We start from the raw sequence: 14,936 nt of genomic DNA on the forward strand, positions 1-14,936 counted from the left end.
TCCTTTGTCTTCCTTCCCGGGCAACGCTAGCGGCCGGACCGCATCAGGGCGGCCAGGCTCGCTGCGAGCTGTTCGAGTGCGCTGAGATTGTGAACTGCCAGCATCGCGTCTGCTTGCCGGTGCAGAACACTGGCCCCACGCGCCAGAGGGGCGTAGCCCTCGAAGCGCAGCAAGGGGTTGAGCCACAGCAGGCGGCGCGAATGGCGCTTGAGCCACAGCAGCTCCTGCTCCAGCAGCGACGGTTCGCCGGTGTCGAGGCCATCACTGATCACCAGCACCAGGGTGCGGCGGCCGGTCAGGCGGCGGGTGTGGGCGCGGCGCAATTCGGTCAGGGAGCTGCCGAGCCGCGTGCCGCCCGCGAAGTCGTCGATGGCGAGGCTGGCGGCGCCGAGCATGGCGTCGGTGTCGGCGAGCCGGAAGGCGGGGGTCAGGTCGGTCAGGCGGGTGCCGAAGGCGAACACGTCGCGCCGGCCCGCGCGGCGAGTGGCGGCGTGCAGGAAAGCCAGCAGCAAGCGCGCATAGCGCTCCATCGAGCCCGACACATCGACCAGCACCAGCAGCGGCAAGGGCTGCTGGCGCCGGGCCAGTTTGGGCAGCCGCAGGATCTCGCCGCCCGTGCGCGCCGCCTCGTGCAGCACGCCTGGCCAGTGCATGCGCGCGTGCTGCCGGCCCGCGTCGCCAGCCACGCGCAGACGGCGCGACGGCAGCTCGGGAATCGGCAGCCTGATGTCGCGCGCAAGCCGCTCGACCAGGCGGTACTCAGAAGCGCCGAGCGCGTTGAAGTCCGCATGCTGCAGGCGCTGGCGGTCGCTCGACGTCATGGCAGCGTCGAACTCGATCTCGCGGTCGGGCTTGGCCAGCTCGGCTGGCTTGGCAGGGTTGCGCGGTGCGGTGAGCGCCTCGCGCACGCGCGGCCGGCGCTTCGATGGCTCCGCCTTGCCTTCGGCGCTCGGCAGCATCTGTGCGAGCAGCTTGTTGGCCAGCTCCGGATCGCGGAACCAAGCGTCGAAGAGTTCGCGGAACACCATGCGGTCCTGCTCGCGGCTCACCATCACGGCTTCCATCGCGGCGCTCAGGTCGAGCCTGTCTTCCACGCCTACCAGCGTGGCCGCTTCGGCAGCCAGCGCGATGCGCATGGCGTCGGTGCGCACGCCGGCACGGCGCAGCGCACGGCCGAAGGCGGTGATGTTGCCGGCGAGCTTGCCGCTGCGAACGTCGCCGAGTTGCTGGATACCGGTGGTCGTCATGCCTCGGGCTTGAGCAGGTCCGACGCCAGCTCCCGCGTCAGCGCGGCCACGTCGTCGCGCTGCTTGAACAGGATGCCGGCGGTGTCGACCACCACCTCGGGGTCGAGTTCGACGGTGTCGAGCGCAATCAGCGCCCTCGCCCATTCGACGCTCTCGGCGATGCCGGGTGCACGTTGGAAGGCGTTGACGAAAGGCGCCTCGCGCAGCCGCGCGACGAATGCCGACACCTGCGCCGACAGCTTCTCGCCGGCCTGCGGCACCTGTGCGCGCACGATGGCCAGTTCGCGCTCTCGCTCGGGATAGTCGAGCCAGTGATAGAGACAGCGGCGCTTGACCGCATCGTTGAGTTCGCGCGTGCGGTTGCTCGTGAGGATGGTGACGGGCGGCACCACGGCGCGCACCGTGCCCAGCTCGGGAATGCTCACCTGGTACTCGCCCAGGTATTCGAGCAGGAAGGCCTCGAAGGGCTCGTCGGCGCGGTCCACCTCGTCGATCAGCAGCACGGCGCCGGGCAGCGGCGTCTGCAGCGCCTGCAGCAGCGGGCGGCGGATCAGGTAGTGCGGCTGGTAGACCTCGGCTTCCACGTCGCGCGCCGCGCCCGTGGCTTCAGCCGCGCGCATGTGCAGCAACTGCGCCGCGTAGTTCCATTCGTAGAGCGCTTCGCGCTGCTCCAGGCCGTCGTAACACTGCAGGCGCAGCAGCTCGCGGTTCAGCGCGGTCGACAGCGCTTTGGCCAGCTCAGTCTTGCCGACGCCGGGCTCGCCTTCGAGCAGCAGCGGGCGCTGCAGCTTGAGCGCAAGAAACACAGCCGTCGCCAGCCGCCGGTCGGCGAAGTAGCCGGCCTGCACCAAAGCTTCGGAAAGGGAATCGATGGTCGGAAAGATCATGGCAAAGCGTAGCGGAAGACGCGAGAGTGTCGCGCCTTCCGGTGGGCAATCGGCAGCCCCGGCCTCTTCAGCCCAGGGCCTTGGTGACGGCGCGTTGGGTCAGCACGCTGATCAGGTTCGCGCGGTACGCAGCCGAGGCATGCAAGTCGCTGTTGAGATCGCTCGCGTCGATCTTCACCGCTGCAGCGGCGGCTGCGGTGAAGCTCTTGTTGAGCGCGTCTTCCAGCCCGGCATGGCGGAACACGCCGTTGCCCGCGCCGGTGATCGCCACGCGCACGCCGCTGTCGTATTGCGCAAGGAACACGCCGACCAGCGGAAAGTTGGATGCCTTCTGGCGCAGCTTTTCGTAGACGGCGCGCTTCGGAATGGGAAAGCGGATCGCGGTGATCAGCTCGTCTTCTTCCAGCGCCGTGGTGAACAGGCCCAGGAAGAAATCGTCCGCCGCAATCTCGCGCTTCGACGTGACCACGGTCGCGCCCGAAGCAAGCACCGCGCTGGGATAGCACGCCGCCGGATCGTTGTTGGCCACCGAGCCGCCGATGGTGCCCATCGCGCGCACCTGCCGGTCGCCGATGCGCGAAGCCAGGTCGGCCAGCGCCGGGTAGGCGGCCTTCACGTCGGCGTTGTTCGCCACGTCGAGATGGCGCGACATGGCGCCGATGGTGATGGCGTTGCCGTTTTTCGTGATGCCGGTGAGTTCCTTGATGCCGCTGAGGTCCACCAACTGTTCGGGGGCCGAGAGCCGCAGCTTCATCGAAGCCAGCAGGGTCTGCCCGCCCGCCAGCGGCTTGGCGCCGGCGGCAACGAGTTTGGCCGCATCGGCCACGGTGGCAGGCCGTTCGAGTGTGAAGGCATACATGGTGTGATTCCTTCTTTGTTTTAGTGTTGAGCCACGGCCTGCATCGCTTCCCAGACGCGGCTGGGGGAGGCAGGCATATCGAAATCCTTGACGCCCAATGGCGCCAGCGCGTCGAGCACCGCATTGATCACGGCCGGCGGCGAGCCGATGGCCCCCGCCTCGCCGCAGCCCTTGGTGCCGAGCGGGTTGTGTGTGCACGGGGTGCACACGGTGTCGAGCTTGAATTGCGGAAAGTCGCCTGCTCGCGGCATGGCGTAGTCCATGAAGCTGCCGGTGAGCAGCTGGCCTGTCTCGTTGTCGTAGACGCAGTTTTCGAGAAGCGCCTGGCCGATGCCCTGCACCAGCCCGCCGTGCACCTGGCCCTCGACGATCATCGGGTTGATGATGGTGCCGAAGTCGTCCACTGCAGTGAAGCGGTCGACCTTGACTTCGCCGGTCTGCTTGTCGACTTCGACCTCGCAGATGTAGGTGCCGCCCGGGAAGGTGAAGTTGGTCGGGTCGTAGAAGGCGGTTTCGTTCAGGCCCGGCTCCAGCTTGTCGAGCGGGTAGTTGTGCGGCACGTAGGCCGTGAGCGCCACCTGGCCGAAGGGGATCTTCTTGTCGGTGCCCTTGACCGTGAACTCGCCGTTGGCGAACTCGATGTCGGCGTCGCTCGCCTCCATCAGGTGCGCGGCGATTTTCTTGGCCTTGGTCTCGATCTTGTCGAGCGCCTTCATGATGGCCGCGCCGCCCACCGAGATGGAGCGCGAACCGTAGGTGCCCATGCCGAAGGGCACGCGGCCGGTGTCGCCATGCACCACGTCGACGTTCTCGACCGGAATGCCCAGCCGCGCCGCGACGACCTGTGCGAAGGTGGTTTCGTGGCCCTGCCCGTGGCTGTGCGAGCCGGTGAACACGGTCACGCTGCCGGTCGGGTGCACGCGGATCTCGCCGCATTCGAACAGGCCCGCCCGCGCACCGAGTGCGCCGGCAATGTTCGACGGCGCGATGCCGCAAGCCTCGATATAGCTCGAGTAGCCGATGCCGCGCAGCTTGCCCTTGGCCTCGGTGGCCGACTTGCGCGCCGCGAAGCCATCGACCTCGGCCAGCACGCGGGCCTTGTCCATGCAGGCGTGGAAGTCGCCCGTGTCGTACTGCAACGCCACCGGCGTCTGGTACGGGAAGGTGCTGATGAAGTTGCGCTTGCGGATCTCGTCCTGCCCCAGCTTCATTTCCCAGGCGCAGCGCGACACCAGCCGCTCCAGCAGGTAGGTAGCCTCGGGCCGCCCCGCTCCGCGGTAGGCATCGACCGGCGCGGTGTTGGTGAACCAGGCGTCGACCTCCACGTAGATCTGCGGCGTGGTGTACTGGCCCGCCAGCAGCGTGGCGTAGAGGATGGTGGGCACCGCGGTCGAGAAGGTCGACAGGTAGGCGCCGAGGTTGGCGTCTGTATGCACGCGCAGCGCGAGGAACTTGCCGTCTTTGTCCATCGCCATTTCGGCGTGGCTCACATGGTCGCGGCCATGCGCGTCAGACAGGAAGCACTCCGAGCGTTCCGCCGTCCACTTGATGTTGCGGTTGAGCTGCTTGGCGGCCCAGGTCAGGCACACGTCTTCTGCATACAGGAAGATCTTGGAGCCGAAGCCGCCGCCCACGTCGGGCGCTATCACCCGCACCTTGTGCTCTGGCAGGCCCAGCACGAAGGCCGTCATCAGCAGGCGCTCGACGTGCGGGTTCTGGTTGGACACGTAGAGCGTGTAGTCGTCGGTGCCCCGGCTGTAGCTGCCGATGGCCACGCGCGGCTCGATGGGGTTGGGAATCAACCGGTTGTTGACCAGGTCGAGCTTGGTGACGTGCGCGGCATTGGCGAACACCGCATCGACCGCCGCCTTGTCGCCCAGCGCCCACTTGTAGCACTGGTTGTCGGGCGCCTCGTCGTGCAGCACCGCGCCGCCGGCCTTTTTCGCCGCGTCGGCCACGCTCACGAGCGCGGGCAGCACGTCGTAATCGACCACCACCGCCTCGGCCGCGTTCTTGGCCTGCTCGACCGTCTCGGCCACGACCATCGCGACATGGTCGCCCACGTAGCGCACCTTCTTGATCGCGAGGATCGGGTGCATCGGCTCCTTCATGGGGGTGCCGTCGGGGTTGTTGATGAGCCAGCCGCAAGGCAGGCCGCCCATCTTTCCTTCGATGTCCTTGCCGCTGAAGATACCGATCACACCGGGCATCTTCAGTGCCTCGGCAATGTCGATCGACTTGATGGCGGCGTGGGCGTGCGGCGAGCGCACGAAGACCGCATGGCTCTGGTTGGCCAGCGTGATGTCGTCGGTGTAGTTGCCGGCGCCGGTCAGGAAGCGGTAGTCTTCCTTGCGCCGTAGCGCCTCGCCGATGTGCGGCAGGTTCGAGAAGTCGGAAGCACCCATGATGTCGCTCCCTTCATGCCGTTACGGTTGTCTTGACGGGAGTGCCCGAGGCCATTGCCTCGCCGCCCATCTTCACTGCCTTCACGATGTTCTGATAGCCCGTGCAGCGGCACAGGTTGCCGTCGAGCAGTTCGCGGATTTCCGACTCGCTCGACTTGGGGTGGTGGGTGCACAGGTCGATTGCGCTCATGACCATGCCGGGAGTGCAGAAACCGCACTGCAGGCCGTGGCATTCCTTGAAGGCCGCCTGCATGGGGTGCATGGTGCCGTCAGCCTCGGCAATGCCCTCGATGGTGGTGATGTCCGCGCCGGCAGCCTGGGCTACCAGCACATTGCAAGATTTGACGGCCCGGCCATTCACGTGGACGGTGCAGGCACCGCACTGGGCGGTGTCGCAGCCAACGTGGGTACCGGTGAGATGGAGGTGCTCCCGGATGGCGTAGACGAGGAAGGTGTTGGGAGGAGCGTCGACCGTGACCTGACGGCCGTTGACCTTGAAAGCGACCTGCATTTGGCTGTCTCCGTTAAAGGTGATGGCTGTTTCAGCAAAAGCATCTTGGATGCCGACCTTTCGCACTATCCTAGGCAAAACCCTTGACACTTGCACAGACCGCGCGAAATTCTCAAAATGAAACAGCTTGCCGTCCGGCGAGCCAGGAAAAGCCGCCCCACACGCGCGAAAAACCACGATGCCCGTCTCTATCGTTTCGCCATCGCCTGAGCGTTCCCTGGCCATTGCCCAAGCCCGCCGCGAAGTGATCGAGGGCGAGTCGGCCGCCCGGGCGCGCGGCGCCGCCTGCGTCGATTCGTGGATCACCCGCTCCTGGCAGCGCTGCATCGAGGCCGGTCGCCGGCCCCAGCAGCGAGTCAGCTTCGACCCGGTGAGCCGCTCGGCCAGCCGCGACGTCGCCGAGCGCAACCGGGCGCTGGTCTCGGCGGCCCGTCCGGTGATAGAGCGGCTGTCGCGCGCCATTGCCGACACCCGTTATTTCGCCGTACTGACCGATGCCGACGGCATCGTCATCGACGTGGGCAACCTGCCTGACGGCGCCGACGCCGCCAGCCGGTATGCACGCGACATCGGACGCGTCGGCGTCGACCTGTCTGAGCGCGCCATCGGCACCAGCGCCATCGGCACCGCACTGGCCGAGCAGGAATCGGTGTGGCTGCACCGTGGCGAGCATTTCTTCGACGACACCGGCGTCTACAGCTGCGCCGGCGCCCCGCTGTTCGGCCCCCGTGGCGACTGCATCGGCATGCTCGACCTGACCGGCGTGCAGGTGGTCGAACGACCCGAGCTGCGCCACCTGGCCACCCTGTCGGCGCGCAGCATCGAGAACATGCTGGTGATGCGCGAACCCTGCGAACTGCTGCTGCACCTGGCGTGGCCCGGCAGCACGAACAGCGAGGCCACCGAGGGTCTGCTGTGCATCGACGCCACCGGCAGCGTCACGGGCGCCAACGCGGCGGCCCGGCAGATGCTGCACCAGCCGCTGCCGCGCAGCGAGCATGCATTGCACTTCAACGACCTGTTCGCGCTGCCGCTGCACATGATGTTCGACGCGGCCCGACGCGCCGACGCGGTGCTCGAAGTGCCGCTCTGGTCGGGCCTTCGGGTGCAGGTGCGACCCCAGCGCAGCAGCACCAGCGGCACGGCGGGCGCGCCTGCTTCCGACACCCGCCCGCGGCTGCGCGATGTGGAAACCGCGCTGATCCGCAAGGCAGTGGCCGATGCGCGCGGCAATGTGGCGGAAGCGGCACGGGCCCTGGGCATCAGCCGGGCGACCGTCTACCGCAAGCTGTGGCGTGGACGGCCGGCCGGCGCGCCGGATTGAGCGCCGGCGTTCAGTTTTCGTTCAGGCTCAGGCGCCGACCGGCACCTTGTCCAGAAAGCCCGTCACCGAACTGAGCTTGCCTGCATCGAGCCGCACGAAGTCGGTGCCCTGAATCAGGTCTTCCGCTCCGCTCGGCCCCAGCGTCCATGAAAAACGCAAGTGGTCGCCGTGCGCATCGGCCTTGCCCAGCAGGTTGAAGCGAAAGCCCGGGTAGCGCTGGTGCACCACGCCGACCAGCGCACTGATCTGCTCGTGCCCGCTGGCCTGCGCCATCGGGTCCACGTAGCGGGCGTTGGCCGTCCACCCGGCTTCGATCAGCGCGGCGCGGCGCGCGGCATCGGTTTCGTTCCAGACGGCGATGTAGCGTTGGGCGATCGCGGTGGCATCGTGTGCGGCGGTGTTCATGATGACGATTCCTTTCGAGGGTTTCGACCCGCAACATCGCGGGGTGAAGGAATGGTCGCGTCGCACGCGATTCGCGTCGATGACGTCTCAGGTCATGCTGCAGCGTCCATCGAGGCGTTCGCATCCAGCGGAAACACCGGCCGGCGCACCTTGCTGAACGGGAACAGGCTGTAGTCCGAGCTCGTGACGCCCGGGCTGTCGCACTCCACCAGCGCGGCCGACAGCGGCTCGAACACCGGCCGGCAATACATGCGCGACTTGAGCAGCAGAAAGCGCTCCTTGCGCGGATCGAGCCCCGCGCATTCGAAGACGCCGATATCCCAAGGCTCCTGCGTGCGCTCGGTCACCACGATGCGCGCCGTGCCGATGTCGAACAGCACCGTGCGCCCCATGCTGCTGCGCTGGCCGGTATAGGTGGGACCGGTAATGACGTACTCGCCGTCGCTGATGGTTCGCACGGTGCCCGTCAGGCGCACCGGCGTCTTCGAGAGGCCGATGCCTTCGAGCGAGACCTTGTTGCCGAGCGCCACCGTCACCTGCGCGCCCTCGCCCGCCTCGACCAGTTGCGCCACCGCTTCGGGGTCGCACAGCGGCCCGACGCCGATGCCGTGCAGCCCCTGCGCCAGCGCCTCCTGCAGAACGTCCATGGTGTCGCAGCTGCCGCCGGACATGCAGTTGTCGCCATGGTCGAGCAGCAGCACCGGGCGCGTCGCGCCCTCGGCAATCAGCTTCGCGCGCCCGATCGACTGCGCCAGCGGTTCGCTGCGGTAGATGAAGGCCTCGCGCTCGCTCCACATCTGCGCGGCGATGCGGTCGGCCGTGGCCTGCGCGCGCTCGGGCGACTGCGCATCGACGACGATCACGCTCATGCACGGCGACTCGATGTCCGACAGCGAAAAACCCGCCAGGATCGACACCGCGAGCGACTCCGACTTCTCGGCCTCGCGCGCCGCCTCGATGGCGCGCTGCATCGCGCCTGTGAACGACGCACTGCGCAGCGTGTGCGCCATCAGCGGCAGCCGGTGCCAGCGCATCGCCGGCTTGCTGCGCCCGGCCAGCAGGTCGAGCAGCAGGCGGCCGGCGTGCTCGCCGGTCTCGTACATGTCGATGTGCGGGTAGGTCTTGAAGCCGACGATCACGTCCGCGTTTTCCACCATCTCGGGCGTGACGTTGGCATGCAGGTCGAGCGCCACTCCAATGGGCACGCCCGGTGCCGCCGCGCGCAGGCGCACCAGCAGGTCACCTTCGCCGTCGGCGCTGTTCTGCGCCACCATCGCGCCGTGCAGGTCGAGCAGGATGGCATCGCAACCCGCAGCCGCATCGACGATGCATTGCGTCAGCAGCGTGTAGGCCTGCGCGTCGACCGGCCCGCTCGGGTTGGCCGAGGCCGACACCGGCGTGACGAGTTCGGCGCCGGCCGCTTCGGCCAGGTCGATGAAGGCCGACATCGCCGTGCGCATGCTCTTGTTGTCGCGGTAAGCCTGCTCGCCGAAGGTCGGCCCGTCGGGCCCGAAGGCCGCGAGCGGCGTGGGCACGGGCGAGAAGGTGTTGGTCTCGTGGTTGAGGCGCGCTATCAAGACTTTCATTGAGCAAACTTCCCGCCGCTTGCCAGCATCGTGATGTCGCCGAAATTCGAACCGTTGCGGTTGTCGGCCTTGAACGTCAGCATGTAGCCACCCAGGTTCATGGGCGGCGAGGTCTCGATGGTTCGCCTGAGCGATTCGGTGGTGATCGGCCCCTTGACACGCTGCAGCGCTTCCGCAAACGCCTTGGCCGTGATGTAGCCCTCCAGGCCCAGGTAGGAGCCCTCGCCCTCGCTGCCCGCGCTCTTGCGCGCGCGCTGGTACTCGTCGACGATCGGGAAGCGGGTCTTCCAGAACGGCGGCATCACCTGCGACAGCACGATGCCGCGGCTCTTCTCGCCGAGCTCCTTGTAGAGCAGGAAAGAACTGGCCACCGAGTTCGTGTAGATCTGCGGATGAATCGGCGCGGCGACCAGCGCCCGGATCATGTTGATCGCCGGCATGCCGGCCGCAATGACGTACACGGCCTGCGCGCCGCTGGCAATGATCTGCTGCGCGGCGCGCGTCGGTTCCTTTTCCTGCGGGTCGAAGCGCAGCGCCAGCACCTGGGACAGCCCGTTCTTCTGGAGCGCGTCTATCGCGTCCTTCTCGATGCCCTTGCCGTAGGCGTCGTCGCTGGAGACGATGGCGATGCGCGTCAGGCCCACCGTCGCCAGATGGGTCATCACGCGGCGCACTTCGTCGGCGTACGACTCGCGCACGTGATAGATCGGCACCTTCGGCCCGCGCAGCACCGCGGCACCGGTCAGCCCGCCGAAGATGAAGCTGTCGTATTTCGCCGCCACGGGCGCCATGGCCGCACCGATGCCCGTGCCCATGGTTCCGAAGAGGCAGACCACGCGGTCGGTGCCCAGCAGCTTCTCGGCGTTGGCCGCGGCCTTGTCGGCCGCATAGACATCGTCGTACGTGATCATCTTGACGGGCCGCCCGCCGATGCCACCGGCCTTGTTCAGCTGGTCGAACAACAGCGTCTGGCCTTCCATGAACGCGAGGCTGTTAGGTGCCAGCGGCCCCGTCAGTACCGCGGACTGGCCCACCAGGATGGGTTCGGCAGCGCTTGCCGGCACCACGGACCACGCGAGGGCAAGCGCCATCAGGGCGCGGCTCCACGCCTTCACGACACGACTCCCGCGCTTTGCAGCATGGCTTGCAGCAGCACGTTGCAGCCGGCTTCGAGATGGTCGGGCTGTGCGTCCTCGATCTCGTTGTGGCTGATGCCGTCGAGACAAGGCACGAAGATCATGGCCGTGGGGCACACGCGTGCGAGGTACACCGCGTCGTGGCCCGCGCCGCTGATCACGTTCATCCAGGTCATGCCCTGCGCCTGCGCAGCTTCGCGCACGGCAGACACGAGCTTGGGAGTGAAGGGCTGCGGCTGGAAGTACACGACCTGCTCCACCGACATCTCGACCTTGCCCTTCGTGGCAATGCGCTGCACGGCTTCTTTCAGTTCGGCGTCCATGGCCGACAGCACCACGTCGTCGGCCGCGCGCAGGTCGACGCTGAGCTTCACGCGGCCCGGGATCACGTTGCGCGAGTTCGGGTAGTTGTCGATCCAGCCGACCGTGCCGCGCCCATGCGGCGCGTGGGCGAGCGCGATGCGGTTGACCTCGATCACGAGTTCGGAGGCGGCCAGCAGCGCGTCCTTGCGCAGCTCCATCGGCGTGGGGCCGGCATGGGCTTCCATGCCTTGCACCACCACGTCGTACCAGCGCTGGCCGAGAGCGCCTTCGACCACGCCGATCACGCGCTCGTTGGCTTCGAGCACCGGGCCCTGCTCGATGTGCGCCTCGAAGTACGCGCCCACCGGCGATGTTGTTGCCGACGCGGGCGTGCTGCCCGCGTAGCCAATGGAGGCAAGCGCGTCGGACACGCTGACGCCGTCGTTGTCGCACTGCGCCAGTGCATGCTCGAGCGTGAACGCACCGGCGAACACGCCGGAGCCCATCATCACGGGCACGAAGCGCGAGCCTTCCTCGTTGGTCCACACCGCCACTTCGAGCGGCGCCTCGGTTTCGATCTTCGCGTCGTTCAGGCTTCGGATCACCTCCAGCCCCGCGAGCACGCCGTAGTTGCCATCGAACTTGCCACCGGTGGGTTGCGTGTCGATGTGGCTGCCGGTGGTAACGGGCGGCAGCGCGTTATTGCGGCCGGCGCGGCGCGCGAAGATGTTGCCGATGGCGTCCACGCGGACTTCGCAGCCCGCCTCGCGCACCCAGCGCACGAACAGGTCGCGGCCCTGGCGGTCGAGGTCGGTCAGCGCGATGCGGCAGACGCCGCCTTTCTCGGTGGCGCCGAGTTGCGCCAGTTCCATCAGCGAGTTCCAGAGCCGCTGGCCGTCGATGCGGAGTTCAGTGTGTGAGTTCATGGCTTTGCGATAGGGATGAGTGTTGCGGGAAGCCTCAAGCAAGGCCCACGCCCAGATAGCGGTCTTTCACTTCATGGTCGGCCATGAAGGCTGCGTTGCCGGCCTCGTGCACGATCACGCCCTGCTCCACGATGTAGTGGCGATCGGCCAGCTGCACGCAGACTTCGAGGTTCTGCTCGACCAGCAGGATGGCCACGCCGGCCGCCTTGATGGTCTTCAGCTGCGCGACGATCTCCTCGACGATCACCGGCGCCAGGCCCTCGACGGGCTCGTCGAGGATCAGCAGGCGCGGGTGGTTCATGAGCGCGCGGCCAATGGCCAGCATCTGCTGCTCGCCACCCGAGAGCTGCCCACCGCCGTTGCGCCGCCGCTCCTTCAGGCGCGGAAAGATGCGGTAGATGTCGGCCAGCTGCCAGGGCGATTCGCGCCGCAGGCCGAGCAGCAGGTTTTCTTCTACCGTCAGCAGCTTGAAGACGCCTCGGTGCTCCGGCACCAGGCACACGCCGCGCGTGGCGATGCGGTGCGGCGGCATGCCCGCGATGTCGGCGCCCTGGAAGCGCACGCGCCCGCTCGTGGGGGTGACCGCACCAGCAATGCTCTTGAGCGTGGTCGACTTGCCCGCGCCGTTGCGGCCCAGCAGCGTGACGAGCTCGGCCTCGCCCACGCGCATCGAGATTCCCTGCAGCACGTGGCTCTTGCCGTAGTGCGCATGGAGTTTTTCGACTTCGAGGATGTTCTGGCCGCTCATGCCTTGCCTCCGGTGATCATGTTGCCCAGATAGGCCGTGCGCACGCGCGCATCGGCACGGATGTCGCCCGGCAGTCCCTCGGCGAGCACGCGGCCCAGTTGCATCACGGTCACGGTGTCGGAAATGTCCATCACGATGTTCATGTTGTGCTCGATCAGCACCACGGTGTGCCGGTCACGCAGGCTGCGAATGAGCTGCTTCATGTCGTCGAGGTCGTCGATGCCCATGCCCGAGGTCGGCTCGTCGAGGAAGATGGCCTTCGGCCTGGCGGCCAGCGCCATGCCCACTTCGAGGCGGCGCTGCTGGCCATGCGAAAGCTCGCTGGCCGGCGTGTTCGCCAGCCGTTCGAGCCCGACGCGCTGCAGCACCTCGTCCACCGTCTGCGTGCAGGCCAGTTCGCCGACTGGCGCGCGCCAGCAGTTCATGGCCTGGCGCGGCGAAACGCCCTGCGCCGCCACGCGCAGGTTCTCGCGCACCGACAGGCTGAGGAACAGCGCCGTGACCTGGAACGAGCGCGCCATGCCGCGCTGCACGCGCCGGTGGTCGGGCTCGCGCGTGACGTCGTGGCCGTCGAACAGGATGCGGCCGCCAGTGGTCGTGCCGGTGCCCGTGAGCATGTGGAACAGCGTGGTCTTGCCCGCGCCGTTGGGACCGATCACCGAATGCACGGTGTTGCGCCTGATCTTCAGGTCGACCCCGCCGAGCGCGGCGAACTTGCCGTAGTGCTTGGTGACGCCAATGGCTTCGATGAGAACGTCGCTCATGCCTTCTCCCCTTGCGCGGCAGGCGCGTTTGGAGCCGGTGGCGTCCGCCGGAAGATGCGTTTCCAGATGCCCTCGCCCAGCCCCCAGAGCCCGCGCTGCATGCCGATGCTCACGCCGATCAGCAGCAGCCCAAGCAGCAGCAGCCAGCGCGGCCACAGCGTGGAGAGCCAGTCGGCCAGCAGCACATAGAAGGCCGAGCCCAGCACCGAGGCGAACAGGTTGCCGGTGCCGCCGATCACGGTGATGACCAGGATCATTTCGCTCGTGTGGTACTCGGCGTTCGACAGCGGCGCGATGCCGGTCATCATGGCGTGCAGCCCGCCCGCCAGACCGGTGACGGCACCCGAGATCATGAAGGCCAGCAGCTTGAAGCGCTTGAGGTCGTAGCCCACGGCGGCGGCCCGATCCTCGTTGTCGCGGATGGCGAGCAGCGTGCGGCCGAAGATCGAATCGGTCACGCGCAGCAGCAGGCCGAAGGCGATCAGGAAGATCACCGCGACGAAGGCGTAGTACTTCCACGGCGTGTCCATGAAGCCGGGGCGCGGCACGTCGAGCAGGCCGTTGTCGCCGCCCGTGAGGTCGGTCGCGGTGTAGGCAATGAAATAGAACATCTGCGCGAAGGCCAGCGTGAGCATCACGAAGTAGGTGCCGCGCTGGCGGATGGCAACCCAGCCGACCACCGCCGCGCCGATCGCACCCATGGCCATGGCCGCGAGCAATGCGAGCGGCATGGGCAGGTGCAGGCGCGTGAGCAGAATCGCGATGGTGTAGCTGCCCAGCCCGAAGAAGATGCCCTGCCCGAAGGACAGCAGCCCCGTGTAGCCCAGCAGCAGGTTGCAGCCCAGCGCTGCCAGCGCGTAGATGAGCACTTCGCTCGCGAGCGAGCCCGAGCTCAGCACCAGCGGCAGGCCCAGCGCGGCGATCAGCGCCAGGAGGAATGTGATTTTTCTCGGCATGACGTCGTTCATCCTTTGCGGCCGAGCAGGCCATGCGGGCGCAGCAGCAGCACGGCTGCCATCGCGATGTAGATCATCAGACTCGCCCCCGGCGGCCAGATGGTGCTCATGAGGCTTTGAACGATGCCGATCACCAGCCCGCCCACGAGCGCGCCGCCAAAGCTGCCGAGCCCGCCGATCACCACCACCACGAAGGCCACGCTCAGCGCCTCGACGCCCATGAAAGGCTCCGCACCCCGAATCGGCGCGGCCAGCACCCCGGCCAGCGCAGCAGTGGCCGCGCCAAGCGCAAACACCAGGCTGAACACGCGGAACACGTTGATGCCGAGCAGCGACACCATCTCGGTCGATTCGCTGCCCGCGCGCACCGCGCTGCCCAGGCGCGTGCCTTCGAGCACCCCCCACAGCAGCACCGCGAGCACGGCGGTGAAGCCGATCACGAACAGCCGGTACTTGGGATAGACGAAGGCGCCCCACATGACCACGCCCTGCAGCAGGTCGGGCGTGGCCACGCTGTTGCCCAGCGGGCCCCAGAACACGATCACGATCTCCTGCACCGCGAGCGCGAGGCCCACCGTCACGAGGATGTGGAATTCGTGCGCCTTGGCATACACGCGGCGCAGCAGCAGCTTCTCGGCCAGCCAGCCCAGCGCGCCGACGGCTAGCGGCACCACGAGCAGTGCGACCCAGAAGTTCAGGCCCCACTGCATGGCCTGGTAGCACAGGTAGGCACCCAGCAGATAGAAAGCCCCGTGCGCGAAGTTCACGAAGCGCAGCAGGCCGAACACGATGGACAAGCCAACGGCCAGCAGGAAATACAGCATGCCGATGCCGATTCCGTTGATGGTCTGGAGCAGGTAGACGGACATGGGCGCGTCG

At 67.4% G+C, this 14,936-nt stretch carries 14 protein-coding genes; 1 reads left to right on the forward strand and 13 read right to left on the reverse strand.

The window, feature by feature from the left end; translation table 11 throughout:
- Nucleotides 1-26: 26 nt before the first annotated feature.
- The 5 genes from ACZYSP_RS09015 to ACZYSP_RS09035 form a co-directional block, all read right to left on the reverse strand.
- Nucleotides 27-1,247, reverse strand: a complete 1,221-nt coding sequence (locus tag ACZYSP_RS09015) for a vWA domain-containing protein (protein WP_093075302.1) — start codon at nucleotides 1,245-1,247, stop codon at nucleotides 27-29.
- Nucleotides 1,244-2,134, reverse strand: coding sequence for an AAA family ATPase (locus tag ACZYSP_RS09020; protein WP_093050042.1), 891 nt, complete (start codon nucleotides 2,132-2,134; stop codon nucleotides 1,244-1,246). The genes ACZYSP_RS09015 and ACZYSP_RS09020 overlap by 4 nt, the downstream gene beginning before the upstream one ends.
- 67 nt (nucleotides 2,135-2,201) lie before the next feature.
- On the reverse strand, nucleotides 2,202-2,993 hold the full coding sequence (locus ACZYSP_RS09025) for an FAD binding domain-containing protein (protein WP_093050039.1): 792 nt from the start codon (nucleotides 2,991-2,993) through the stop codon (nucleotides 2,202-2,204).
- Nucleotides 2,994-3,013: 20 nt separating this feature from the next.
- Nucleotides 3,014-5,398, reverse strand: coding sequence for a xanthine dehydrogenase family protein molybdopterin-binding subunit (locus ACZYSP_RS09030; RefSeq protein WP_093050036.1), 2,385 nt, complete (start codon nucleotides 5,396-5,398; stop codon nucleotides 3,014-3,016).
- 13 nt (nucleotides 5,399-5,411) lie between these two features.
- The gene (locus ACZYSP_RS09035; RefSeq protein WP_093050034.1) at nucleotides 5,412-5,909 is read right to left on the reverse strand and encodes a (2Fe-2S)-binding protein; all 498 of its coding nucleotides are present in this window, start codon (nucleotides 5,907-5,909) and stop codon (nucleotides 5,412-5,414) included.
- A 178-nt stretch (nucleotides 5,910-6,087) separates the two neighbouring features.
- Here ACZYSP_RS09035 and ACZYSP_RS09040 point away from each other — a divergent pair, with 178 nt between their 5' ends.
- A complete protein-coding gene (locus ACZYSP_RS09040) occupies nucleotides 6,088-7,233 on the forward strand; it encodes a helix-turn-helix domain-containing protein (RefSeq protein ID WP_093075305.1) in 1,146 nt (381 codons plus the stop codon).
- Between the two features lie 27 nt (nucleotides 7,234-7,260).
- Here ACZYSP_RS09040 and ACZYSP_RS09045 read toward each other — a convergent pair whose 3' ends face one another.
- From ACZYSP_RS09045 to ACZYSP_RS09080, 8 genes are all read right to left on the reverse strand, one after another.
- On the reverse strand, nucleotides 7,261-7,638 hold the full coding sequence (locus tag ACZYSP_RS09045; protein WP_093075307.1) for a nuclear transport factor 2 family protein: 378 nt from the start codon (nucleotides 7,636-7,638) through the stop codon (nucleotides 7,261-7,263).
- A 92-nt stretch (nucleotides 7,639-7,730) separates the two neighbouring features.
- Entirely contained in the window at nucleotides 7,731-9,224 is a 1,494-nt protein-coding gene (locus tag ACZYSP_RS09050) for a M81 family metallopeptidase (protein ID WP_093075310.1), read from the reverse strand.
- Nucleotides 9,221-10,339 carry an ABC transporter substrate-binding protein gene (locus ACZYSP_RS09055; RefSeq protein WP_143062569.1) on the reverse strand — a complete coding sequence of 373 codons (1,119 nt, stop codon included), beginning with the start codon at nucleotides 10,337-10,339 and terminating at the stop codon, nucleotides 9,221-9,223. Before ACZYSP_RS09055 ends, ACZYSP_RS09050 begins: the two co-directional genes overlap by 4 nt.
- A complete protein-coding gene (locus ACZYSP_RS09060) occupies nucleotides 10,336-11,589 on the reverse strand; it encodes a Zn-dependent hydrolase (protein WP_093075315.1) in 1,254 nt (417 codons plus the stop codon). The genes ACZYSP_RS09055 and ACZYSP_RS09060 overlap by 4 nt, the downstream gene beginning before the upstream one ends.
- A 34-nt stretch (nucleotides 11,590-11,623) precedes the next feature.
- A complete protein-coding gene (locus ACZYSP_RS09065; protein ID WP_093050016.1) occupies nucleotides 11,624-12,337 on the reverse strand; it encodes an ABC transporter ATP-binding protein in 714 nt (237 codons plus the stop codon).
- The gene (locus tag ACZYSP_RS09070) at nucleotides 12,334-13,101 is read right to left on the reverse strand and encodes an ABC transporter ATP-binding protein (RefSeq protein ID WP_093050013.1); all 768 of its coding nucleotides are present in this window, start codon (nucleotides 13,099-13,101) and stop codon (nucleotides 12,334-12,336) included. The genes ACZYSP_RS09065 and ACZYSP_RS09070 overlap by 4 nt, the downstream gene beginning before the upstream one ends.
- Nucleotides 13,098-14,057 (reverse strand): branched-chain amino acid ABC transporter permease, encoded by a 960-nt coding sequence (locus ACZYSP_RS09075; protein ID WP_093076048.1) that lies wholly within the window; start codon nucleotides 14,055-14,057, stop codon nucleotides 13,098-13,100. Before ACZYSP_RS09075 ends, ACZYSP_RS09070 begins: the two co-directional genes overlap by 4 nt.
- 8 nt (nucleotides 14,058-14,065) lie before the next feature.
- Complete coding sequence (locus ACZYSP_RS09080) at nucleotides 14,066-14,926, reverse strand: branched-chain amino acid ABC transporter permease (protein WP_093075318.1); 861 nt, start codon at nucleotides 14,924-14,926, stop codon at nucleotides 14,066-14,068.
- Nucleotides 14,927-14,936: the final 10 nt, after the last annotated feature.

The sequence above is a fragment of the Variovorax sp. F042 genome, from assembly GCF_057814215.1.

Excerpts from the sequence above, each read along its gene's own strand:
- ACZYSP_RS09070 (WP_093050013.1), bottom strand. The coding sequence starts at position 13,101 with ATGAGCGACGTTCTCATCGAAGCCATTGGCGTCACCAAGCACTACGGC.
- ACZYSP_RS09020 (WP_093050042.1), bottom strand. The coding sequence starts at position 2,134 with ATGATCTTTCCGACCATCGATTCCCTTTCCGAAGCTTTGGTGCAGGCC.
- ACZYSP_RS09060 (WP_093075315.1), bottom strand. The coding sequence starts at position 11,589 with ATGAACTCACACACTGAACTCCGCATCGACGGCCAGCGGCTCTGGAAC.
- ACZYSP_RS09030 (WP_093050036.1), bottom strand. The coding sequence starts at position 5,398 with ATGGGTGCTTCCGACTTCTCGAACCTGCCGCACATCGGCGAGGCGCTA.
- ACZYSP_RS09075 (WP_093076048.1), bottom strand. The coding sequence starts at position 14,057 with ATGCCGAGAAAAATCACATTCCTCCTGGCGCTGATCGCCGCGCTGGGC.
- ACZYSP_RS09050 (WP_093075310.1), bottom strand. The coding sequence starts at position 9,224 with ATGAAAGTCTTGATAGCGCGCCTCAACCACGAGACCAACACCTTCTCG.
- ACZYSP_RS09025 (WP_093050039.1), bottom strand. The coding sequence starts at position 2,993 with ATGTATGCCTTCACACTCGAACGGCCTGCCACCGTGGCCGATGCGGCC.
- ACZYSP_RS09045 (WP_093075307.1), bottom strand. The coding sequence starts at position 7,638 with ATGAACACCGCCGCACACGATGCCACCGCGATCGCCCAACGCTACATC.
- ACZYSP_RS09040 (WP_093075305.1), top strand. The coding sequence starts at position 6,088 with ATGCCCGTCTCTATCGTTTCGCCATCGCCTGAGCGTTCCCTGGCCATT.
- ACZYSP_RS09015 (WP_093075302.1), bottom strand. The coding sequence starts at position 1,247 with ATGACGACCACCGGTATCCAGCAACTCGGCGACGTTCGCAGCGGCAAG.
- ACZYSP_RS09065 (WP_093050016.1), bottom strand. The coding sequence starts at position 12,337 with ATGAGCGGCCAGAACATCCTCGAAGTCGAAAAACTCCATGCGCACTAC.
- ACZYSP_RS09035 (WP_093050034.1), bottom strand. The coding sequence starts at position 5,909 with ATGCAGGTCGCTTTCAAGGTCAACGGCCGTCAGGTCACGGTCGACGCT.
- ACZYSP_RS09080 (WP_093075318.1), bottom strand. The coding sequence starts at position 14,926 with ATGTCCGTCTACCTGCTCCAGACCATCAACGGAATCGGCATCGGCATG.